Origin of the sequence: Mesorhizobium sp. B3-1-8, from assembly GCF_006439495.1 — a bacterium.
In the GTDB taxonomy this organism is placed as follows: Bacteria; Pseudomonadota; Alphaproteobacteria; order Rhizobiales; family Rhizobiaceae; genus Mesorhizobium.
In genome coordinates this window covers 40,661-62,132 of record NZ_VFTK01000032.1, presented here as the reverse complement: position 1 = coordinate 62,132, position 21,472 = coordinate 40,661, and the positions used below count along the sequence as shown (strand labels likewise).

General features: G+C 63.1%; 18 protein-coding genes. 15 read left to right on the top strand and 3 right to left on the bottom strand.

Annotated elements, in window-relative coordinates; all coding sequences use genetic code 11:
- Positions 1–168 precede the first annotated feature (168 nt).
- The 7 genes from FJ424_RS25350 (at position 169) to FJ424_RS25320 (ending at position 7,631) form a co-directional block, all read left to right on the top strand.
- Entirely contained in the window at positions 169–1,326 is a 1,158-nt protein-coding gene (locus FJ424_RS25350; protein ID WP_140657690.1) for a fumarylacetoacetate hydrolase family protein, read from the top strand.
- A gap of 272 nt (positions 1,327–1,598) precedes the next feature.
- On the top strand, positions 1,599–2,531 hold the full coding sequence (locus FJ424_RS25345; RefSeq protein WP_140657693.1) for a substrate-binding domain-containing protein: 933 nt from the start codon (positions 1,599–1,601) through the stop codon (positions 2,529–2,531).
- A 95-nt stretch (positions 2,532–2,626) separates the two neighbouring features.
- On the top strand, positions 2,627–3,613 hold the full coding sequence (locus FJ424_RS25340; RefSeq protein WP_140657695.1) for an ABC transporter permease: 987 nt from the start codon (positions 2,627–2,629) through the stop codon (positions 3,611–3,613).
- Between the two features lie 3 nt (positions 3,614–3,616).
- Positions 3,617–4,411 carry an ATP-binding cassette domain-containing protein gene (locus FJ424_RS25335; protein ID WP_140645098.1) on the top strand — a complete coding sequence of 265 codons (795 nt, stop codon included), beginning with the start codon at positions 3,617–3,619 and terminating at the stop codon, positions 4,409–4,411.
- Between the two features lie 89 nt (positions 4,412–4,500).
- Positions 4,501–5,523: a LacI family DNA-binding transcriptional regulator gene (locus FJ424_RS25330; protein WP_140657697.1), complete on the top strand. Its 1,023-nt coding sequence runs from the start codon at positions 4,501–4,503 to the stop codon at positions 5,521–5,523.
- A 134-nt stretch (positions 5,524–5,657) separates the two neighbouring features.
- Complete coding sequence (locus FJ424_RS25325; protein ID WP_140657699.1) at positions 5,658–6,614, top strand: hypothetical protein; 957 nt, start codon at positions 5,658–5,660, stop codon at positions 6,612–6,614.
- Between the two features lie 138 nt (positions 6,615–6,752).
- Positions 6,753–7,631 (top strand): hypothetical protein, encoded by an 879-nt coding sequence (locus FJ424_RS25320; protein WP_140657701.1) that lies wholly within the window; start codon positions 6,753–6,755, stop codon positions 7,629–7,631.
- A gap of 505 nt (positions 7,632–8,136) precedes the next feature.
- On the opposite strand, the gene FJ424_RS25315 is transcribed toward FJ424_RS25320, so the two are convergent.
- Positions 8,137–8,901, bottom strand: coding sequence for a methyltransferase domain-containing protein (locus FJ424_RS25315; RefSeq protein ID WP_281405446.1), 765 nt, complete (start codon positions 8,899–8,901; stop codon positions 8,137–8,139).
- 83 nt (positions 8,902–8,984) lie between these two features.
- Positions 8,985–9,566, bottom strand: a complete 582-nt coding sequence (locus FJ424_RS25310; RefSeq protein WP_140657704.1) for a TetR/AcrR family transcriptional regulator — start codon at positions 9,564–9,566, stop codon at positions 8,985–8,987.
- Positions 9,567–9,855: 289 nt separating this feature from the next.
- Here FJ424_RS25310 and FJ424_RS25305 point away from each other — a divergent pair, with 289 nt between their 5' ends.
- The 3 genes from FJ424_RS25305 to FJ424_RS25295 are packed head-to-tail and all read left to right on the top strand — an operon-like array spanning position 9,856 to position 14,470.
- Positions 9,856–10,095 carry a hypothetical protein gene (locus FJ424_RS25305; RefSeq protein WP_140645141.1) on the top strand — a complete coding sequence of 80 codons (240 nt, stop codon included), beginning with the start codon at positions 9,856–9,858 and terminating at the stop codon, positions 10,093–10,095.
- Positions 10,089–13,286: a multidrug efflux RND transporter permease subunit gene (locus FJ424_RS25300; protein WP_140657706.1), complete on the top strand. Its 3,198-nt coding sequence runs from the start codon at positions 10,089–10,091 to the stop codon at positions 13,284–13,286. Before FJ424_RS25305 ends, FJ424_RS25300 begins: the two co-directional genes overlap by 7 nt.
- Positions 13,287–13,321: 35 nt before the next feature.
- A complete protein-coding gene (locus FJ424_RS25295) occupies positions 13,322–14,470 on the top strand; it encodes an efflux RND transporter periplasmic adaptor subunit (RefSeq protein ID WP_140645102.1) in 1,149 nt (382 codons plus the stop codon).
- 116 nt (positions 14,471–14,586) lie between these two features.
- On the opposite strand, the gene FJ424_RS25290 is transcribed toward FJ424_RS25295, so the two are convergent.
- Entirely contained in the window at positions 14,587–15,480 is an 894-nt protein-coding gene (locus FJ424_RS25290) for a LysR substrate-binding domain-containing protein (protein WP_140657708.1), read from the bottom strand.
- Between the two features lie 98 nt (positions 15,481–15,578).
- Here FJ424_RS25290 and FJ424_RS25285 point away from each other — a divergent pair, with 98 nt between their 5' ends.
- The 5 genes from FJ424_RS25285 to FJ424_RS25265 all read left to right on the top strand — a co-directional run bounded on the left by FJ424_RS25285 (position 15,579) and on the right by FJ424_RS25265 (position 21,373).
- The gene (locus tag FJ424_RS25285; RefSeq protein WP_246677347.1) at positions 15,579–16,370 is read left to right on the top strand and encodes a 2OG-Fe(II) oxygenase; all 792 of its coding nucleotides are present in this window, start codon (positions 15,579–15,581) and stop codon (positions 16,368–16,370) included.
- A gap of 97 nt (positions 16,371–16,467) precedes the next feature.
- Positions 16,468–17,157 (top strand): GntR family transcriptional regulator, encoded by a 690-nt coding sequence (locus FJ424_RS25280; protein WP_140657710.1) that lies wholly within the window; start codon positions 16,468–16,470, stop codon positions 17,155–17,157.
- A gap of 26 nt (positions 17,158–17,183) precedes the next feature.
- A complete protein-coding gene (locus tag FJ424_RS25275; RefSeq protein ID WP_140657712.1) occupies positions 17,184–18,287 on the top strand; it encodes a mandelate racemase/muconate lactonizing enzyme family protein in 1,104 nt (367 codons plus the stop codon).
- A 1-nt stretch (position 18,288) separates the two neighbouring features.
- Complete coding sequence (locus FJ424_RS25270) at positions 18,289–19,473, top strand: mandelate racemase/muconate lactonizing enzyme family protein (RefSeq protein WP_140657714.1); 1,185 nt, start codon at positions 18,289–18,291, stop codon at positions 19,471–19,473.
- 238 nt (positions 19,474–19,711) lie between these two features.
- Positions 19,712–21,373: an ABC transporter substrate-binding protein gene (locus tag FJ424_RS25265; protein WP_140645107.1), complete on the top strand. Its 1,662-nt coding sequence runs from the start codon at positions 19,712–19,714 to the stop codon at positions 21,371–21,373.
- Positions 21,374–21,472 lie beyond the last annotated feature (99 nt).

The window sequence follows — 21,472 nt, the reverse complement described above, 5'->3', positions numbered from 1 at the left end:
AAATCCTATTGCCGATTTCATAGATTTGAAAGAGCGCTTCGATGGGCCAGTTCGGCCGTGGCTGTGTGACAGCACATGCATGGTCATAAATGTTGCGGCTGGCGGGATAGACGTTTCCGCGAAATCGGGGAAAAGTGCCGCGCGCGAAAAATTGAGAGGAATGATGCCATGACCGATCCGACCCGCCTGCCCGCCGACGGCCTCTTCGTCGGCCGCGCCAGGACAAGCGAAGCTACTCATCCGCTGGTGGTCACGGTGCGCGACGGCCAGGTCATCGACGTCACCTCGAGCGCGGCGCCCACGGTGCGCGATGTCTGCGAGCTGAAGGATCCGGCCGGCTATCTGCGCTCGGCCAAGGGCAAGGCGATCGGCGCGCTCGCCGAGATCGCGGCCAACAGCCTCGAAGACAAACGCGATGCGAAGAAGCCGATCCTGCTCTCGCCCGTCGACCTGCAGGCGGTGAAAGCTTCCGGCGTCACCTTCGTCGTCAGCCTGCTCGAGCGCGTCATCGAGGAACAGGCGCGTGGTTCGGCCGAAAAAGCCGACGCCATACGCGCCGACATCGCGGGGCTGATCGGCCACGACCTGTCGAAGCTCAAGCCCGGCTCGCCCGAAGCGATGGAGATCAAGACCAAGCTGATTTCGCGCGGCGCCTGGTCGCAATATCTGGAAGTGGGCATCGGCCCGGACGCCGAGATCTTCACCAAATGCCAGCCGATGGCTTCGGTCGGCTTCGGCGCCGATGTCGGTCTGCATCCGGTCTCCACCTGGAACAATCCGGAACCGGAGATCGCCATGATCGCCGACAGTTCGGGGCGCATCGTCGGCGCCACGCTCGGCAACGACGTCAATCTGCGCGACGTCGAGGGGCGCTCGGCGCTGTTGCTCGGCAAGGCCAAGGACAACAACGCTTCCGCTTCGCTCGGCCCCTTCATCCGGCTGTTCGACGAGACGTTTTCCATCGCCGATGTGAAGCGCGCCACGGTGCGGCTCAGCGTCGAGGGCGAGGACGGCTTCGCGCTGCAGGGCGCGAGCTCGATGGCGGAAATCAGCCGCTCGCCGGAAGAGCTGGTCAAGGCCGCGATGGGGCCGCATCACCAGTATCCGGACGGATTGGCGCTTTATCTCGGCACCATGTTCGTGCCGTCGAAGGATCGCGGCGAGAAGGGCAAGGGCTTTACCCACAAGGTCGGCGACATCGTCACCATCTCGTCGGAAAAGCTCGGCGCGCTCACCAACCGCGTGCGCCTGTCGCCGGACTGTCCGCACTGGACCTACGGCGCCAGCCACCTCATGCGCGACCTGGCCAAGGCGGGCCTTCTCTGAAGACGCACCAGAAGGGCGGTTTGCTTGGAGGCCACCATGCAGCGGATGGTCGATAGTGCCGCTTGCCCAACGAATATCACCGTTGCTGATGCAATCTGATGGGATTGGTGATGGCGTGCGCGCCTGTGCCAACATCCACTGACGATGGAGGCTTGCCACCGCCCGAAAAAGAGAATGCTCTGGACGTTCCGGTCGGCGCTGGCAGGAGATGCGGGTTCCAAGGTCGCATCGCGCTGATCCAGGAGGAGAGTTTCAACATGGGAGGAAATCGAATGCTTTCGCGGCTAAGACTGCTCGTGCTTGGCTTGATCGCGGCACTCGCCATTCCGGCGATGGCCGAGGCCAAGACGTTCTACTGGATTTCGCATGGCGGCCCGGCCGATCCGGTCTGGACCTATTTCCTGGCCGGAGCCAAGCAATGGGCCAAGGACACGGGCAACACGGTCAACACCTCGTTCCACAATGGCGACGTCGCGTCCCAGCAGGAAGCCGTGCGCGCCGCGATCGCGGCCAAGGCCGACGGCATCGCCACCACCAGCCCCGATCCGGGCAGCCTGGTCGAGATCGTCAAGGAAGCCCGCGCGGCCAACATCCCGATCATCAACTTCAACACGCCCGATCCGAAAGCCAACTTCAACGCCTATGTGGGCGGCGACAACGTCACCTTCGGCAAGCACTGGGCGCAGTATCTGGTCGACAAGGGCCTGGTGAAGAAGGGCGACTTCGTCTGGATGCCGGTCGAGATCCCCGGCGCCACCTATGGCGTGCAGGAAGAAGAAGGCATCAAGAGCGTGTTCGAGCCGGCCGGCATCACCTATGAGGTGACCGAGGCGACGCTCGACCAAGCCGAAGCGATCAACCGCATGGTCGACTACCTCACCGCGCACAAGGGCAAGGTGAAGGCGATCATCGGCCTCGGCGATCTCGTCACCGGCTCGATCAAGCGCGTGTTCGATCAGGTCGGCGTCAAGCCGGGCGAAATCCCAGTCGTCGGCTGGGGCAACTCGCTCGACACCACACAGGAAGTGCTGAACGGCTACGTCAATGCCGGGCAGTGGCAGGACCCGCAGGCGACCAGCTATATTGCGCTGTCGATGGCCAACATGGCCGCCAGCGGCATCCCCCCGGGCTTCAACGTCATCACCGGCGCGCTTTACGAGAAGGACACCGCCGGCGTCTACGACAAGATCCTGTCCGGCAAATAATCCTCAAGCGAAACGGTCGCGACACCCTGTCGCGACCGTTTTTCCTTCTCCCCGCGCCGTCCCCATCGGACGGCCGCGCTTACGTCGCGGGTTCAATGGAAAACCATTCCTTCGTCCAACGCCTTGTCGCGCGGCCGGAATTCGGTCCGCTGGTGCTGCTCGTCGTCGAGCTCGTCGTCTTCTGGGGCATCAATCCCGACTTCCTGTCGCCGCAGAACATTTCGAACATCCTGGCCTTCACAGTCGAGCTCGGCCTGATCGCGCTGGCAATGACCTTGCTGATGACATCCGGAGAATTCGACCTCTCGGTCGGTTCGCTGTTTGGCTTCTCGCCGGTGCTGATGTGGACGCTCTTCAACAGCGGCGTCACTTCGCTGGAGATGGGCCTGCTGATCGCGCTGATCGTCGCTGCCCTGGTCGGGCTGGTGAATGGCTGGTTCGTCACGCAGCTCAAGATCCCGTCCTTTCTGGTGACGCTCGGCATGCTGCTGGTCGTGCGCGGCACGGCATTGTTCATCACCGACGGCTTCCCGCAGCGCACCTGGAGCGCGGAAGACAGTTGGCTTGCCAATATCCTGGTCGGCGACTTCTATGTCGGCCCGTTCCGAATCTATGCCTCGCTGTTCTGGTTCATCGGCGCCGCGATCGTGCTCGGCTATGTGCTGACGCAGAGCCGCACCGGCAACTGGATCCAGGCCGCCGGCGGCAATCCGAACGCGGCGCGCGCGCGCGGCGTCAACGTCAACCGCGTCAAGGTCGGCCTGTTCATCCTGTCGGCGGTGATGGCGTCGCTCGCCGGCGTCATCTCGTCGCTGCGCACGTCCGCGGCCAACCCCAACAGCGGCACCGGCTACGAGCTCGAAGTCATCGCCATGGTGGTGATCGGCGGCACGGCGCTGACCGGCGGACGCGGCACCATCATCGGCACGGTGCTCGGCATCCTGATCCTGCGCGTCATGCGCAACGGCATCGTGCTGATCGGCGTGCCGGGGCTCGCCTACAACATCTTCATCGGCGCGATCATCCTCGGCATGATGGCGCTGCATTCCTGGCTCGAACGCCGGCACCAGGCAGGAACCTGAACCATGGCCGAACCACTGATCCGCATGGAAAACATCCGCAAGTCCTACGGGCGCGTGCAGGCGCTGGTGGACGCCAATTTCCACGTCAACGAAAAGGAGATCGTCGGCCTGCTCGGCGACAACGGCGCGGGCAAGTCGACGCTGATCAAGGTGCTGTCGGGCGCCGTGCCGCTGACCAGCGGCGACATCTTCATCCGCGGCAAGAAGGTGACGCTGCGCAGCACCAGCGACGCCATCGCCCACGGCATCGAGACGATCTACCAGGACTCGGCCCTCGTCACGCAGTTGTCGATCGCGCGCAACCTGTTCCTCGGGCGCGAGCCGATCAGGGCGCCGCGCTTCTTGAACCGCATGGACCAGGACGCAATGAACGCGGTGGCGCGCGACCTGCTCAGGCAGGTCGGCATCACCAAGAATATCCCGCCGACGACACCGATCGGCTCGCTGTCGGGCGGCGAGCGGCAGGCCGTGGCGATCGCGCGCGCCATGCATTTCGACAGCGATCTCATCATCCTCGATGAACCGACCAACAATCTCGGCGTCGCCGAGACGCAAGGGGTGCTGAGCTTCGTGCGCAGCGCCCGTGATTCCGGGCACTCCTGCATCTTCATCGCGCACAACATCCATCACGTCTTCCAGGTGGTCGACCGCATCGTGGTGATGCGCCGGGGCAAGGTGGTGGCCGACGACATCGATCCGAAAAAGACTACGGTCGCCGAGGTCGAGCGCGTCATCACCGGCATGTCGGACAAGGAGATCCGGGACGCGATTTCCGACGGCCCGCAGCGGCATGGCTGACGGTCTGGCGTCGATTTGGCTCGGCGTCGGTTTGGCCTGACGTTGAATTGTCCTGACAGGGGCTCGCTTCCCATCCTATGACTGGACTCATGAAAGCCACGGTAGCCGACATCGCCAGAAGCTGCGGCCTGTCGACCGCGACCGTCGACAGGGTGCTCAACAACCGGCCAGGGGCAAGTGCTGCCAACCGGCAGCGGGTGATGGAGGCGGCCAAGCAGCTCGGCTATCTGCCGACGCTCGATCAGGTCGTGCTGCCGTCGAAGCCGGCGCACCTGGAATTCTTCCTGCCGATCGGGTCCAACGGCTTCATGGCCGATCTTGCGCATCACATCGAGGATTATGCGGCACGCCTGCCGCTGGTCGCCTCCTGCCGCATCCACAACCTTGCCGGCATTTCGCCTGGCGCGCTGCAAAGCGCGGTGGAGAACCTGTCGCTCAAAGCCAACGGTGTCGGCGTCATCGCCGTCGACCACCCGCGCACGCGCAACATCCTGCGCGAGCTGGTCGATGCCGGGATCAGGCTGGTCACGTTGATCTCGGATGTCCCGGCGGCACCCCGCTCGGCCTATGTCGGCATCGACAACCGGGTGGCGGGCCGCACCGCGGCGCTGCTGATGGGCCGCTTCCTCGGCGGCCGTACAGGACATCTGGCGATGGTGGTCGGCTCGCGCTCCTATCGCGGCCACGAGGAGCGCGAGATGGGTTTTCGTTCGGTGCTGAGCGAAGAGTTTCCCAACCTCACGGTCTCAAGCGCCGCCGAGAGCAATGACGACCCGGACGCCAGCTACCGCGCGACCATCAAGGCGCTGCACAACGAACCGGACCTGCTCGGCATCTATTGCGTCGGCGCCGGACGGTCCGGCGTGGCCAAGGCCTTGCTCGAGGTCAAGCCGCGTAAGAAGCCGGTCTTCATCTGCCACGACCTGACCAAGGAAACGCGTCGCTATCTCGTCGACGATCTCGCCGACGTCGTGATCGACCAGAATGCGCGGCTGATCGCCGAGCAGTCGGTGATCCGCCTGCTCGGATCCATCGCGTCGTCGGCGCCCTATCTGACGAAAAAGTTCATCGAGCCGCGGCTGATCTTCAAGGAAAACGTGCCGGTGCAATAGCGCGGGCAAATGGCCCATGCATGCGCTACGTTCAACGCAATTCAAGCCGCACCGGTTTTAGCAAAATTATATGTGAGAATAATTTGGTGCTCTAGCCTTGGCAGCCCGGGTAGCGATATCTACAATGCAAGCGAATGACGCTAATTCTCACCTTTGCTAGTCCTTCGGGCATCGTACAGGTAGGCGATCGACTGGTGTCCGCATCAGTTGGCAAAAATTTCTTTCCGCTGGACGAATTCTCCACAAAGCAGATCGTTTATCGCGCCAGTGATGCTGTTGTGACCATTGGGTATGCGGGCCAAGCTCTCCTTGGTGGAGTTCCAACTGACGAAGTGATCGCTGCTCAATTGTCTGGAGATCCTACTTTAGGCAACCGGCGTGGTCGCGGCAGAGGCGCCATCAGCATGGGTGGAATGATCAATCGCTGGTCAATTACCCACGCTGTTCGGCATCTGAGACGAAAGCTTGCGTCGCAGCTGTCAGTCGGACAGGAGCTGCAGTTGTGCATCGCTGGTTTCAAGCGAGATGCCGGCAGCTTTCGGCCGATGTTAGAGGACATCATCCTTAAGCCAGACGGCAAAAGCGAAATTAGGCATACTCCCCGCGAATGGCCCAGCACGTACTTTGCCATCAGTGCTATTGGTTTCGATTGTCGCCGAGTCGTGGCTGCCGTCTCGGAGCGCATCAAGGCGCAGCCTCCCGCTTTCGACCAGCTGCCGGCTTTCCTCACCGAACAGATCCGCCAATTCAACGCGCCCGGAATCGGTAAGGATACCTCGGCAATTACAATTCCCCGTTTTGGAATTATCGAATCCGAATTCTTTCCTATGAGCCGGCGACATAGCGTCCTGCAAATCAGCGACAGCGGCTCGCAGATAGCTTTCGGTGTAGAATATCACCCGTGGGTTATCGGGTGGACGACCCTCAAACGCCCCACGGCCGGCGCTGGGCATGATGTTGAAATTCATGACACATCTGGGTTTTCTGTTCGCCTCAAGGGCACCGGGAATGAGCTACCAAACGGGCTTCTAAGTGCGTTCAGCTCCGTACCTCGTTTCAATCAGTCGACCACGTTAGACCCTGATCTATAGGTCAGGGATCAGAACTTCGACACATCCCGCTGACTTGCCGATTTTCCTAAACGCTACCCGACTTAGGAGACTTGGAAAAACTGTGCCTGATCTTACGTTCCTGGAGCAGCCAAAGCCAAATCAGAGAGGGGTAAGCTTATGGCCTATGACGCCAAAGCATTAGAATTCTTCATAGCTTCGCCGAGCGACGTTGGTGAAGAGCGGGTTGCAGTCCGCGAGGCCATCGCTGGCTGGAATGCGGTCTTTTCTCGCGACCAGAAGGTCGTCTTGATGCCTGTAGGCTGGGAAACCCTCTCTCCTGAACTCGCTGGCCGGCCGCAGGGCATGGTCAACGATCGCGTGCTGGCGCATGCCGATATCGTCATCGGCATTTTCTGGAGCCGTGTCGGCACGGCAACCGGCGAGGCTGTCAGCGGCACGATCGAGGAAATCGAACGACATCACACCGCCGGCAAGCCAGTCATGCTCTACTTCTCGGACCGACCTATTCCGCAAGACATGATAGATGGAGACCAGCTCGAAAAGCTCAAAGTGTTCAAGGAATGGGCGAAGGGCAAAGGCCTATACTACACCTACAAGACGCCCGAAGAGCTCGGCAACAAGCTTCGCGATCACCTGCCCCAGACGATGCGCGAAACCCCCTATGTGGCGGGCATGCTAAAAGGACCGGAAATTGTGAACCTGGGCTTTGGCCGTTTCACCGAGACGCCCACACTTCAAGCTATCATAGACCTTGATGCGCAACGCGTGCTGAAGAATGCGGCGACCCCGGATGCGGACGGCTATGTGTGGATATCGGAGTACATAGGAGGAACCGATATCTATGCCGGCAAAGTCAACTTCACAGAGGACGCAGGCGGCAGGGAGGTGGCGCGGTGGCGAGCGACCATTGGTCGGTTGGTCGATGACGGCCTGCTGGAAGACTTGCAAGGCGCAGGTCAGCGATTTCGTTTGACTGGCAAGGGATGGACAGTCGCCGACACCGTGCCCGATGACCCGATAGGAAAGGAATTGTGATAGGCCTGTTTCGCGCGAAAAGCACTGGAACAGTCTAGCGGTGGCGCTCGGCCGACACCGCTCCGGCCGATCCTGGAGAACGTCCCAATGCGCGCTTCAACTCGACCAGCAGGTTGTAGCCGACGTCGTTGACGACATCGCTTGCCTGCCGCTTAGCCGTCGCCAGGACCAGGCCATTGCTTCGCTTATTTGTCTGACGATTGATCCCGCAATTCTGCACACCAGCTATGCAGGTTTCGCAATTGCCGAATCGTTAGGCAGCCCGTATTTACCTGGGTGTCGGCCGTCTCTTCCTCCCAGATGTGATGCCGACGCTGAGTACGGCACACCTCCTCCCGTGCCGTATTCGAAATCAAGCCCGCTGCCACCTCCTCCCGGCAGCGGGCTTTTTCTTTGCCCGCACGGCGATGATGCGGAGGCGGCGCCAGCCCCGTGGAGCGAGCGTCCATCTGACGTTACGGCGAAGGCTCCGAGCCCAACCGCTCACACTTTTCCTTGAATTGCTCTAGGCTTTGGCTGTCGCCAGGTTGGCGCTGAGTTCGAAAGCGACTCCCGATCCATCGGAGTGGGACTGCAGCACGGCAGCGCTCCCGCTTACGATGTCCTCCACAACGCGCTTGCGTTCCTGATCGGTCATTGCCTTGCAGGCAGCACTCATGCCGACCAGCGCCATCGTATTCAATCGCAGGAGGGGCGCGCCGTCCTCAAAGCGTATGATACGCGATATTGTCCTTGATCGAACGTCGTGGAAGCCGACGTCCCGGAGCAGCGCCTCGAGCGACGCCGAGTTCCCAAAGCTGTGGCGCAGGTCTGCGATTGGGCCGAGGAGTCGCTCGGCGACGCGGCGGAGTTCTCGAAAGAAGGGGATTTCCTCATCGGACCGCCAAGTGGCAACCGCCGACATGCCGCCCTGCGCCAGCGCTCGCCGCATCTCCGCCGCCGCAGCAGGCTTGTCGGGAACGAACTGCAGCCCCTGCTGACAGACGACCACGTCGAACTGCTCTCCGTCACGGAGCGGCAGCGCACTGGCATTGCCGGCGCGCCAGTCGATGTCCGGCGCCACGGTGCGCGCGACGGCGAGCATATCCGGGCTGATGTCGATGCCGACAACATATCCGGCGGCACCAAGCCGTTCCTTGGCAACGCGCGCAACTATCCCTGTGCCACAAGCGATGTCCAAGACACGATGGCCTGGGGACAGCCTTACCTCTTCGAAGGTCACTTCGGCCCAAGGGCGAAAGAGAGGACCCACGAGCCAGCGCTCATACATCTCCGGAAAACTTGCCTGACCCATTGCATGGCTGGGCGCCTGATTCTGAGACAGGATCACAGAGTCAGGATGAGGCGAAGACATCAGCGCGCCCGGAACGAGGCGATCAGGCTTTCGGCCATGCGCACGAACTGCGCGCTCGGGCCTTCGGCGCCGACGCTCTGCATCGAGACGCGCGCGCCTTCGAGCAGCAGCGACAGTGTGTCGGCGAGCAGCTCGGCCTGGCCGATGCCGGCATCGCGGCAAAGCGCAACCAGCTTCTCGCGCTGGGCCTCCTTCAGTTCCTTGATGACGCGCCTGGCCGGGTGTTCGGTCTCGGTGAGCTCGACGGCGGCATTGGCCATGTCGCAGCCGCGGCTGTCGGCGCTGAGCAGTTCGGAAGCCTTTTGGACCCAGGCATGCAACTGGGCGAGCTTGTCGCCGGGATGCTTGGCCTCGAACTCGTCCCAGATCCTTGACGCCTTCGCCGCCGTGGCGCGCAGGCATTCGACGATCAATTCGTCCTTGGATTCGAAGTGACGGTAAAGCGTCATCTTGTTCGTGCCGGCAGCCTCGGTGATGGCGTCGACGCCAACACCCTTGATGCCGTGCTTGTGGAACATGTCCTGCGCCGTCTCCAGGATTCGATCCCGGGGGCGGGAACGCTCCGCGACGCCGTCAGTCATCATGATCTCCTTTCGTCGTTTCCAAAAAAACCGTCCATCATGATCTCCTTTCGTCGTTTCCAAAAAAACCGTCGCCACCTCTTGACTAGGGTGTTACCGGTCTGTAACTTCCAGCATGTTACTTACTGGTAACACCTATATCGCTCGCCGTCAAACGACAAGGCCTCCGATAGCCCTGCCAGAGTGAGATAGGACGCAAAACCTGCCTGTCATGCGGCTTCGGCCGGTGAAGAACGAGAAAAAAGCGGCCCGTGATCAATCGATGCGGGCCGAGCAAGGAGCCGCTCCTATGCAAAAGCGCAAAGACCTGACGATCGACGAAGCCATCCGGGATCCGATGATCCGGCTGGTGATGAAGGCGGACGGGATCGACCCCAAAGCCTTCGAACGGATGCTGCGCTCACGCGCGGCGGAACAGGCGCTGGGCGACGATGACCCGCCATCCTTCCTGGCGGATTCCGGCTCCGGCCGCGCCCGGCGCCTGCGCCATTTCGCAAAACCGTTCGGCGAGGCGTCCGCATCATGGTGAACTTCTTCATCCACCGCCCGATCTTCGCGTCGGCGATCGCCATCATCATGGTGCTCGCCGGTGCGATCGCCTATTTCCTGTTGCCGGTCTCGCAGTTCCCCGACATCACGCCCCCGCAAGTCGTGGTCAGCGCCCATTATCCGGGCGCCAGCGCGCAGGTCGTGGCCGATACGGTCACCACGCCGCTCGAGCAGCAGATCAACGGCGTGCAGGGCATGACCTACATGTCGTCGACGAGCTCGAATGATGGCTCCTCGACCATCACCATCACCTTCGACGTCGGCTATCCGCTGAGCACGGCGGCCGTCGACGTGCAGAATCGCGTCTCGCAAGCGGCATCCTCCCTGCCGGCCATCGTCAACCAGGGCGGCGTAACGATCAAGAAGCAAAACCCCAATTTCGTGCTGATCGTCGACCTCACCTCGCCGGACGGCTCGGTCGATCCGGTGGCGCTGAGCAACCTCGCCTATCTGCAGGTGGTCGATCCGCTAAAGCGCCTGCCCGGCGTCGGCGACGTGCAGATCTTCGGCGAGCGCCGCTATTCGATGCGCGTCTGGCTCGACCCGGACAAGCTTGCCAATCTCGGCATCACCGCCGTCGACGTGCAGAACGCGATCGCCGAGCAGAACGTGCAGGTGGCGGCCGGCAAGATCGGCCAGTCGCCGGCGCCCGCCGGCACCGCCTTCGAAATGCAGGTCAACGCCGTCGGCCGCCTCAGCGACCCGAAGGAATTCGGCGACATCGTCGTGCGCGCCAATTCGCAGAACGGCTCGCTGGTGCGCCTTCGCGACGTTGCCCGCATCGAGCTCGGCGCGCTGCAATATTCGTCATCCGCCTTCTTCGGCAAGGACCCGACCGTGGTTTTGGCCGTCTACCAGATGCCCGGCTCCAACGCCCTCGACCTGCAGCAGCGGGTCAAGGACAAGATGCAGGAGCTGTCGCAGCGCTTCCCGAAGGGCGTCAACTACGCCATGCATTACGACACGACGCGCTTCGTGTCGGCCTCGATGCATGACGTGCTGATCACGCTCGGCGAAGCGCTGGTGCTGGTCGTGGCGGTGGTGTTCGTCTTCCTGCAGAGCTGGCGCACCACGATCATCCCGACCATCGCCATTCCCGTCTCGCTGATCGCGACATTGGCGATCATGTATATGCTGGGCTTCTCGCTCAACATGCTCTCGCTGCTCGGCATGGTGCTGGCGATCGGTCTTGTGGTCGACGACGCTATCGTCGTGGTCGAGAATGTCGAGCGACAACTGGAGGCCGGGCTCAAGCCGCTTGCCGCGACACGCGCGGCGATGGCCGAGGTGACCGGGCCGATCATCGCCACCACGGCGGTGCTGATGGCGGTGTTCGTTCCCGTCGCCTTCATCCCTGGCGTCTCCGGCCGGCTCTACAATCAGTTCGCGTTGACAGTCGCAATCTCTGTCGGCATTTCCGCCTTCAACTCGCTGACGCTGTCGCCTGCGCTGAGCGCCGCCTTCCTGCGCCATCGCGGCGAGACCCAGTTCGTGCTGTTCCGCTGGTTCAACGCTGGCTTCGACTGGCTGTCACATGCCTATGCGCATGGCGTGCGCATCCTGATCAAGCTGCGCTGGGCGATGCTCGGCCTGTTCGCGGCGGGTCTGGTCGCCACCTATTTCGTCTGGCAGAAACTGCCCTCGACCTTCCTGCCGGTCGAAGACCAGGGCTATTTCTTCGTCGTCATCCAGCTGCCGGACGGCGCTTCGCTCGAACGCACGGATGCGGTGGCGCAGAAGGCGCGCGACATCCTGCAGAACACGCCCGGCGTCGACATCGTCGGCTCGATCAGCGGCCTGAACTTCCTGACCAGCGCCGCCCAATCGAACTCGGCGGTGGAGTTCGCGATCCTCAAGCCATGGGACGAACGCGGCCCAGACCAGAGCGCGTCGAAACTGGTCGAGCAGGTGCGCGGCAAGCTCCTGCAGATGCCGGATGCGTTCGCGCTGTCCTTCGACCCACCCTCGATCCCCGGCATAGGCACCACCGGCGGCTTCGAGTTCCAGGTAGAGGATCTCTCCGGACGCGGCAGTGCGGCGCTGAACGATGTGACGCAGGCGCTGATCGCAGAAGCGCGCAAGCAGCCGGAGCTCAACCCGCAACAGCTGTTCTCGTCCTTCTCGACGTCGACGCCGCAGTTCAACTACGACCTCGACCGCAGCAAGGCGAAGCTTCTCGGCCTCAACCTGCCGGACGTGTTCAACACGCTGCAGATCTATCTCGGCTCGCTCTACGTCAACGACTTCAACCTGTTCGGCCGCACCTTCCGCGTGACCATCCAGGCCGACAAGGACGCGCGCGCCGACGCCACCGACATCTCGCGGCTCTATGTGCGCAATGCGTCGGGCGGCATGGTGCCGCTGAGCACGCTGGGCAGGCTGGTGCCGATTGTCGGTCCGGAGACCGTGCCGCACTACAACAACAATGCCTCGGCCCTCATCAATGGCGGCGCTGCCCCCGGCTTCTCGTCCGGACAGGCGGTGGCGGCCATGGAGCGGGCGGCAGCGAACGTGCTGCCGCGCGACTTCGGCTACGAGTGGACCGGCATCACCTATCAGGAGCTCAAGGCCGGATCGATCGCTTCGGTCGTGTTCGGGCTGGCGATCGTCTTCGTCTTCCTGATCCTGGCGGCGCAGTATGAAAGCTGGGCGATGCCCTTCATGGTGCTGCTCGCCGTGCCGCTCGCTTTGTTCGGCGCGTTCGTGGTGCTCCTGCTGCGCGGCATGCAGATCGACGTCTACTCGCAGATCGGCTTCGTCATGCTGATCGGCCTGGCGGCCAAGAACGCGATCCTGATCGTCGAGTTCGCCAGACGCCGGCGCGAGGAAGGGCTCACCATCGTCGAAGCGGCGATGGAAGCCGCGAGGCTTCGCCTGCGGCCGATCCTGATGACGGCCTTCGCCTTCATCCTCGGGGTGCTGCCGCTGATGTTCGCGACCGGCGCCGGTGCGGCCAGCCGTCAGTCGATCGGCACCACCGTCTTCGGCGGCATGGTGGCGGCGACGATCCTGTCGCTGGTCTTCGTGCCGGTCTTCTACGCGGTGATCGAGCAGCTGCGCGAACGCGGCGAAAAGGAACCGGACAAGGGCCACCATGACGCCCCTCGGCCAGAAGAAATTGAATCGACCGCCGAGCCGGCGCTTCAGCCGCTGGCCCAGGCGGCTGAATAGCTCGCCAGGCGGCTGAATAAGGATTGGAGAAAAAAATGCGTAGATGGAAAATCGCTTTGGGGACGGCCGTCGCGCTGGGCGCGATCTCGGTGGCAAGTGTCCACCTGCTCGACATGGGCAATCTCAGCGGAGGCACGGCGGGCGCCGCGCCCGCGCCGGCAGCCTTCGTCATGCCGGTGCCGGTGGTGAATGTCGTGAAAAGGACGCTGCCGATCTATCTCGACTACGCCGCGCGGGTCGAGTCGATCCGCAGCATCACGCTGCAGGCGCGCGTGCCGGGCTATCTGCAGGAGCAGACCGCGGCCGACGGCAGCGACGTCAAGCAGGGCGATATGCTCTACCGAATCGCGCCCGATGACTATCAGGCCGCGCTGGACCAGGCGAAGGCCCAGGTGCAGCGCGATACCGCGACGCTCGACTATGCAAAATCCAATCTCGGCCGCGGCACCGATCTTGCCAAGGCCGGTTACCTCGACAAGGACAGTTTCGACCAGCGCACCAGCAATCTGCGCACGGCGCAAGCCGCCCTTGCCGTCGACCAGGCGGCGGTGCGGACGGCCGAGCTCAATCTCGGCTATGCCGAGATCAAGGCGCCGTTCCCGGGTCGTATCGGCCGCAATCAGGCCTCGGTCGGCACGCTGGTCAGCGTCGCCGGAACGGTGCTCAACACGCTGGTGCAGCTCGATCCGATCTATGTGACCTTCAATCCGAGCGAGACCGACCTCGTCCAGATCGAGCAGGCGAAGGCCAACGGTCCGATCGCCGTCGACGTGCTCCTGCCTGGCGAGACCCAGCCCAGCCAGAAGGGTGAGCTCACCTTCATCGACAACACGATCGACCACTCGACCGGCACGATCACGGCGCGCGCCACGATCGGCAACGCCAAGTTCACGCTGCTGCCGGGACAGTATGTGCGGGTGCGGCTGCATGTGAAGGAACAGCCCAACACGCTGATGGTGCCGCAGGTGGCGCTGGGTTCCAGCCAGCTCGGCAAGTACCTCTATGTCATCGGCAAGGGCAACACCGTCGACCAGAAGCTGGTGTCGCTTGGGCCCACCGATGGCGACCTGATTTCCGTGACCTCCGGAATCTCCGAGTCCGATCAGGTGATCACGGGCAATCTGCAGAAAATCGGACCCGGAATGCCGGTCTCTCCCTTGCCGCAACCGAAACCGGCCAGCTGATAACCCCCATCAGTTTCCGGTCCGACGGCGCCCTCGACACCCACGTCGAGGGCGCCGTTTTTGCTATGAGGGTTCAGGCGGCTCCCGACGCTGGCTCCGTGCACGGCTTAGTGGAATTACTTGCCAAGCAGCGCGACCAATCCCGCAACATCCGCGCGTTCCGCCTTCGCCGGCAGCATGAAGGCGCAATAAGGCTGGCCGAGACGAACCGAGACGGACGACAGGGCGATCAATCGGCCCGCCTCAAGATCGGCATTCGCCATCACCCTTTGTCCCAGGGCTACCCCCAACCCCAGCCGCGCCGCGCCGATCGCCAGGCTGGACAGGCCGACGCGGCGGCCATGCGAAGGGTCCGGCGCGCGGCTGCCGCCGACGGCGGCGAACCAGTCCGCCCAGCTCGGGTGCGAGGCATAGTTCGGCCCCCAATTGGTGTGGATGAAATGGCTCTCATGCACATCGGCAAGGCTGGCGGCCCCATTGCCGTGACGCTGCCAGAAATCGGGCGCGGCGACCGGCAGCACCTCGTCATGAACGAACCGCACCATCTTCAGCGCCGGATAGTGGTAATCGCCATAAGAGATGCGCAGGTCGATATTCTGGCGCACCACGTCGACGGGATCGTCCTCGACCCGGACATCGATCGCCATCCGCGGAAAATTGTCGAGCAGCACGCCAAGCCTCGGCGCCAGCCACAGCTCGGCCAGCGAGAACGGCACGCTCACCACGAGGCGCGTGCGCAAGCCGCCTTCCAGCATGCGCCGGCCGACCGCCGCGATCTCGCCCAGTGCGTGCGCCGTCTGCGGATAGATGGCGTGGCCGGCATCGGTTAGCGCGATGCGATTGCCGTTGCGCATGAAGAGCTGCTTGCCGAACCAGTCTTCCAGGTTGCGGATCTGCTGGCTGACCGCGGCCGACGACACACCGAGCTCGCTTGCTGCGAGCGTAAAGCTGCCGGCGCGGGCGGCGACCTCGAAAGTCCTCATCGCATTCAATGGCGGAAGCTTGTCCACGTTTCCCTCGAAAGTTTTTCTTGAGAGAGCCTAACAATTTTCCGCGTTGCGGCAAAGATTTCCTTGCCGTGTAGTGACCTCGGATTTCGGAGGACGCTATGATCGAAAACATTCTCGACCTGGACCGCTACCCGCTCGACCGCGAGGGCAGTGCCGAATGGCAGCGGCTGGTGGACGAGGCCAAGGCCGCGCTGGCGGCAAACGGCATGTTCAACCTGGAAGGGTTCCTGCGCCCGGGCATTGCCGAAACGGCGGTCGCAGAGATCCGGCCGGTGATGGACACGCGCTCGCATGTCCACAAGCGCATGCACAACATCTACTTCAAGCCGACGATCCCGGAGCTTTCGCCGGACCATCCGGCGCTGCGCAAGGTCGAGACGATCAGCCATACGGTCTGCGCCGACCAGATTCCCGGCAGCACCGTGCTTTCAATCTACGAATACGCGCCGCTGGTGCGGTTCCTGGCGGCGACGATGGACAAGCCGCAATTGCATGTCATGCAGGATCCGCTGGCCCGTGCCAACGTCATGGGCTACCGCGCCGGCGAAGCGCTCAACTGGCATTTCGACCGCTCGGAATTCACCACGACGTTGTTGCTGCAAGCCCCGGAGGTCGGCGGCGATTTCGAATACCGCACCGACCTGCGCTCGGACGACAACCCGAACTATGACGGCGTGGCCAAGCTGCTCGAGGGACGCGATCCCGAAGCCAAGATCCTGCGCATCAATGCCGGCACGCTGAACGTCTTCCGCGGCAAGAACACCGCGCACCGCGTGACCACCGTCGAAGGCAATCGCGAGCGCATGATCGCGGTGTTTTCCTATTACGAACGTCCTGGCGTCATGTTCACCGATGAGGAGCGGATCGGCTTCTACGGGCGAGCGGCTTGAGGCTGCCGGTTCAAAATCGGGAATTCACGGAAATCGGCTCTTGTTAGATTGTCGACAATCTGCTTGTCTTGCAGAAGTTCCTCTCGGGAGTCGACACATGGCAAAGCCGGATTTCAGTCCGATCGCGGATACGACGCGCAGGGCGGAGATCGTCGCCCTGCTGAGGCGCGCCATCCTGACCGGACAGCTGGAACCGGGGCAAAAGCTCAACGAGCTCAGGATTTCCGAACAGATGCGGGTAAGCCGCGCGCCATTGCGCGAGGCGATGCGCGAGCTGGTGCAGGAAGGCATCCTGACCAGCATCCCCTATGCCGGAACCTTCGTCATCGAGGTCACCGCCAAGGATATCGTCGACGCCTATTCCCTGAACCAGGTGCTGGACGAGTTCGCCATCGAGAAGACCTGGCCGCAGCGCGAGCAGCGCTTCTTCGACGAGCTCGACCGCCGCCATGAAGCGGTGAAGCAGGCGACGCGGGCGAAGGACACCACGCGCCAGATCGAGACGGCGCTGCAGCTGCACGGGCTGATCTACGAATGGGCCGACAATTCGGTGCTGCTGGAGACCTGGCAGCGCCTGACCAGCCGCCTGCAGATGTATTTTGCCCTGCACCAGCGCGCCCGCAACGAGCCGGTGCCGGCCGAGGATGTGCACGAAACCTATGTCGCCCTGCTCAAAGGCTCGGACATGCGCGCCGCCCAGCGCCATGCGCGCGAGCATATCGGCCTCGATTTCGAAGAGCTTCTTGCCTATGCGCGCGGCCTCGAAAAGCGCGCATCGAAGAACTGACAGACGTACGGACAACGGACACGAACATGAAGATCAAGAGCATCAAGGCCTATCATGTCGTCCAGCCCTTCGTGGACGGACCTTACCGCATGTCCAAGGGGCGCGTTGCCGACTGCTTCGACGCGGTGATCGTCGCCATCACGTCCGACAGCGGCGTGACCGGATGGGGCGAGATGGCGCCGCTCGGCAATTTCTATTCGGCCGCGTTTCCGGCGGGAACACGCGTGGGCGTGCCGGAGATCGCGCCGCATCTCATCGGCCAAGATCCGCGCGGGCTGGCCGGCATCGGCCGGCTGATGGACACGGTGTTCAAGGGCCATCCCTACATCAAGTCCGCGCTCGACATGGCGTGCTGGGATCTCGCCGCCCGCGCGGCCGACGTGCCTCTGGTGACGATGCTCGGCGGGCGCGAGAGCGACATGGCGGAGACCTACCGGGTCGTCACCCACGGCACGCTCGACCAGATGGCGGCGCTGGCCAAGCGGATCATCGCCGAAGGGTGCCGGCGCCTGCAGGTCAAGGTCGGCGGCAATGTGCGTGACGACATCGAGCGGGTCACGGCGGTGGCAGCCGCCGTGCCGAAGGGCACGGTGATCTTCTGCGACGCCAATGCCGGCTGGACGCCTTACCAGGCGCGGCAGTTCGCCGACGCCACGCGCGGCATCGACTACACGTTCGAGCAGCCCTGCACGACCATCGAGGAGAACATGTCGGTGCGCCGCATGCTCGACAAGCCGATGGTGCTGGACGAATCCGTCACTTCGCTGGGCGAGATGCTGGAGATCCACCGCAGGGGTGCCGCCGACGGTTTGACGCTGAAGATTTCGCGCTTGGGCGGCGTGACGCAGACAAGGCTGATCCGCGACGTCGCTGTCGATCTCGGCTTCATGATCACGGTCGAGGATACGGGCGGCGCCGAGATCGACACCGCGGCCATGGCGCATCTGTCGCTGTCGACGCCGCAAGAGCGCCGGCTGCACGCCATCGCTTTCCACGAATGGGTGACGGTGCGCACGGCCAGGAATGCTCCACCGGTGACCGGCAGCCATATGGGCATTCCCGACGGCGCCGGCCTCGGCATCGACGTCGACCCGGGCCTGCTCGGCGAACCCTTCTTCGAGATCGGCTGAAATGAAGATCAGGCGCGTCAAGGCAACACCGATCAATTACAGGCTGGAGGCCCCTTATATCTGGGTCTTCGGCGAGCTCGACGGTTTCTCGCCGACCATCGTCGAGGTCGAGACCGAGGACGGACTTGTCGGCATCGGCGAGGCGCCGACGCCAGGCGCGGCCGCCGTCATCAATGACGTGCTGGCGCCGAGGCTTGCCGGGCGCGACGCCTTCGACATCGCCGGAGCGGAGGAAGTCTGCCTGCCCTTCTGGAGCGGCGTGCAATCGACCAACGACCGCATCCGCATCATGGCCTTCGGCGCCATCGAGATGGCGCTGTGGGACCTGCGCGGCAAGGCCTGGAAGCAGCCGCTCTATCAGTTGCTCGGCGGTGCGATGCGCAAGGACATTCCCTTCACCGACTATTTTTCGCTGCGCGGCGATGGAGCCAAGGTGAAAGGCGAGAAGACGCCGGAAGAAGTCGCCGACTACTGCGTCGAACTCAACGAGCGCCACGGCACGACCTTCTTCGAGGGCAAGTTCTCGACGCACGATCCGAAAGTTTCGCTGAAGATGGTCGAGCTCATCCGCAAGAAGCTTGGCGACGATGCGATGATCCGCATCGATTCCAACCAGGCCTATTCGCTGGCGACCGCCAGGCAGTTGACGCGGCCGCTGGAAGAGCTCGGCGTGCGCAACTGGGAGGATCCGGTGGCGACCAACGAGGAGATGCGCGAGCTTCGCCGCCACACCTCGATCCCGTTCTCGACCCATAACATCGACATTGCCCGCGCCATTGAGCTGAAGGTTCCGGACGCCTTCGTCGGCAACCCGACGGCGCATGGCGGCATAAACCGGATGCTGCGCTTCGTCGGCGCCTGCGAGCACGCCGGCATCGATTACTGGTGCTACAGCGGCGACACCGGCATCGGCAGCGCCTGCTACCTGCATCTGTGCGCCGCGCTCGGCTGGATCAGGGAGCCCAACCAGTCGCTGTTTCGCATGCAGCCGATGGACATCATCGAGGAAGGCCCGTTCGCGCCGAAAAACAACGTCGTACGGGTGCCTGAAGGCCACGGCCTCGGGGTCACGCTGTCGCGGGAAGGGCTTGCCGCCTGCCATCGCGACTTCGTCGAAAACGGCCCCTGCAACAAATATCACGACCCGGAAAAGCCCGGGACCTACCGCAGATTGCCGCTGAATTAGGAGGATGTCGAAAAGCAAAACAGGACTTATCGAAAAAAGGGCGGCCACGGGGCGCCTGGCCGATAGACAATCCATCAAGAAAATCTGACTTTTCCGCCCCAAGGAGCGGATGGACCGGTCGGAACCGCATGCTACTGTACATCGACCGATACCGAGTGCCTGGACCGGAGAACTCCACGGAACTCGTCTACTGGAATGCACCCGCCAACCATAACAACTGGGGAAAGGGCTTAGACCCATGAGCAAGAACTATCGCATTCTCGATCTGATCCGGCGCGGCCGGACGCCACTCGAAAACCACCTCATCGACGGGCTGATCGACGGCCGCATCAGCCGCCGCGAATTCGTGCGCCACGGCAGCCTGCTCGGCCTGTCGCTGCCGCTGCTCGGCCGCATCGGCATGGCCGCCGGCTTCGGCGCGGCACCCTCGCTCGCTCGCGCCGGCGCGCCCGGCGCCACCATCCGCGTCGGCAGCAGCGTGCCGGCAGCGGCGATCGACCCGGTCACCATCGCCGACGCCGGTGGCCTGCTCGTCATGCAACAGGTCGCGGAATTCCTCTGCGTCGACGGTCCGGACCTCGTTCTGAAGCCGGCACTGGCGGAAAGCTGGTCGCCGAACACCGACGGCACGGTGTGGACCTTCAAGCTGCGCAAGGGCGTGAAATTCCACTCGGGCGGCGAGATGAAGGCCGACGACGTGGTGGCCAGCATCGACCGGCTCGCCGATCCGGCAAACTCGTCCAACGCGCTGTCGGTATTCACAGGTATCCTGCAGAAGGGCGCCTCGAAGAAGGTCGATGACTACACCGTCGAATTCCACCTCGATGCGCCGAACGGCAACTTCCCCTACATGCTGTCGTCCGACAACTACAACGCCGTCATCATCCCGGCGAGCTACAAGGGCGGCTACGAGCAGAGCTTCGACGGCACCGGGCCGTTCAAGCTCGAAAAATACACGCCCAAGGTCGGCGCCTCCTTCGTGCGCAACGACGATTACTGGGGCGAAAAGGCTCTGCCGGACCGCACCGAATTCACCTTCTTCACCGACATCCAGCCGCAGATCCTGGCGCTGCAGGGCGGCCAGATCGACATTATCAACCAGATGCCGGTGCTGGCGGGCGTCGCGGTGCTGAACGATCCGAATGTCGACGTCATCAGCCTGAAGTCGTCCGCGCATCAGCAGCTGCATATGCATTGCGACGAGGGCCCGACCAAGGACGCTCGCGTGCGCCGCGCCATCGCGCTCTGCCTCGACCGTGAAAAGCTCGCCGCCGGCCTGATGAAAGGGCGTTCGGCACTCGGCAACGATAGCCCATTCGCCCCTGTCTACCCTTCGACGGACACCAGCGTGCCGCAACGCAAGCAGGACATCGCCCAGGCCAAGCAACTGATGGAAGCGGCGGGCGCCGGCCAGGGCTTCAAGATGACGCTCACCACCGAGCGCTATCTGGAAATCCCGGAATACGCCCAGCTCATCCAGAACTGGGTCAAGGAAATCGGCATCGAGCTTGAGCTCAACATCTTGGACCAGAGCGCCTATTATGGCGATGCCGTGTTCGGCAAGTCGAACTGGCTGGATTCGGCGATGGGCATCACCGATTACGGCCACCGCGGCGTGCCCAACGTCTATCTGGCGGCACCCTTGAAGAGCGACGGCACCTGGAATGCCGCCCACTTCAAGAACAAGGACTACGACCAGATGGCGGCGAGCTATATCGCGGCCCTCGACCTCGAGGCGCAGAAGGCCACGGCCGGCAAGATCCAGAAGCTGCTGCTCGAGGAAACGCCGGTCATCTTCGGCTATTTCTACGACTACCTGACGGCGACGGCGAAAGGCGTGGCGGGCGTGCAGCCCACCGCCATGTCGCAGTTGTTCCTCGAGAAGGCGTCGAAAGGCTGAGCATGAGGCAAGCATAGATCCCGCACCGCCAGTCTCGAAGGGGGCTGGCGGTTCGCGGCCGGTCGGAGCAGGGCGACAAGGCACCCTGCCCCGACCGTC

What these genes read in the sequence shown, in the direction of transcription:
- FJ424_RS25350 (WP_140657690.1), top strand. Translation starts at nt 169, where the DNA reads ATGACCGATCCGACCCGCCTGCCCGCCGACGGCCTCTTCGTCGGCCGC.
- FJ424_RS25345 (WP_140657693.1), top strand. Translation starts at nt 1,599, where the DNA reads ATGCTTTCGCGGCTAAGACTGCTCGTGCTTGGCTTGATCGCGGCACTC.
- FJ424_RS25340 (WP_140657695.1), top strand. Translation starts at nt 2,627, where the DNA reads ATGGAAAACCATTCCTTCGTCCAACGCCTTGTCGCGCGGCCGGAATTC.
- FJ424_RS25335 (WP_140645098.1), top strand. Translation starts at nt 3,617, where the DNA reads ATGGCCGAACCACTGATCCGCATGGAAAACATCCGCAAGTCCTACGGG.
- FJ424_RS25330 (WP_140657697.1), top strand. Translation starts at nt 4,501, where the DNA reads ATGAAAGCCACGGTAGCCGACATCGCCAGAAGCTGCGGCCTGTCGACC.
- FJ424_RS25325 (WP_140657699.1), top strand. Translation starts at nt 5,658, where the DNA reads ATGACGCTAATTCTCACCTTTGCTAGTCCTTCGGGCATCGTACAGGTA.
- FJ424_RS25320 (WP_140657701.1), top strand. Translation starts at nt 6,753, where the DNA reads ATGGCCTATGACGCCAAAGCATTAGAATTCTTCATAGCTTCGCCGAGC.
- FJ424_RS25315 (WP_281405446.1), bottom strand. Translation starts at nt 8,901, where the DNA reads ATGTATGAGCGCTGGCTCGTGGGTCCTCTCTTTCGCCCTTGGGCCGAA.
- FJ424_RS25310 (WP_140657704.1), bottom strand. Translation starts at nt 9,566, where the DNA reads ATGACTGACGGCGTCGCGGAGCGTTCCCGCCCCCGGGATCGAATCCTG.
- FJ424_RS25305 (WP_140645141.1), top strand. Translation starts at nt 9,856, where the DNA reads ATGCAAAAGCGCAAAGACCTGACGATCGACGAAGCCATCCGGGATCCG.
- FJ424_RS25300 (WP_140657706.1), top strand. Translation starts at nt 10,089, where the DNA reads ATGGTGAACTTCTTCATCCACCGCCCGATCTTCGCGTCGGCGATCGCC.
- FJ424_RS25295 (WP_140645102.1), top strand. Translation starts at nt 13,322, where the DNA reads ATGCGTAGATGGAAAATCGCTTTGGGGACGGCCGTCGCGCTGGGCGCG.
- FJ424_RS25285 (WP_246677347.1), top strand. Translation starts at nt 15,579, where the DNA reads ATGATCGAAAACATTCTCGACCTGGACCGCTACCCGCTCGACCGCGAG.
- FJ424_RS25280 (WP_140657710.1), top strand. Translation starts at nt 16,468, where the DNA reads ATGGCAAAGCCGGATTTCAGTCCGATCGCGGATACGACGCGCAGGGCG.
- FJ424_RS25275 (WP_140657712.1), top strand. Translation starts at nt 17,184, where the DNA reads ATGAAGATCAAGAGCATCAAGGCCTATCATGTCGTCCAGCCCTTCGTG.
- FJ424_RS25270 (WP_140657714.1), top strand. Translation starts at nt 18,289, where the DNA reads ATGAAGATCAGGCGCGTCAAGGCAACACCGATCAATTACAGGCTGGAG.
- FJ424_RS25265 (WP_140645107.1), top strand. Translation starts at nt 19,712, where the DNA reads ATGAGCAAGAACTATCGCATTCTCGATCTGATCCGGCGCGGCCGGACG.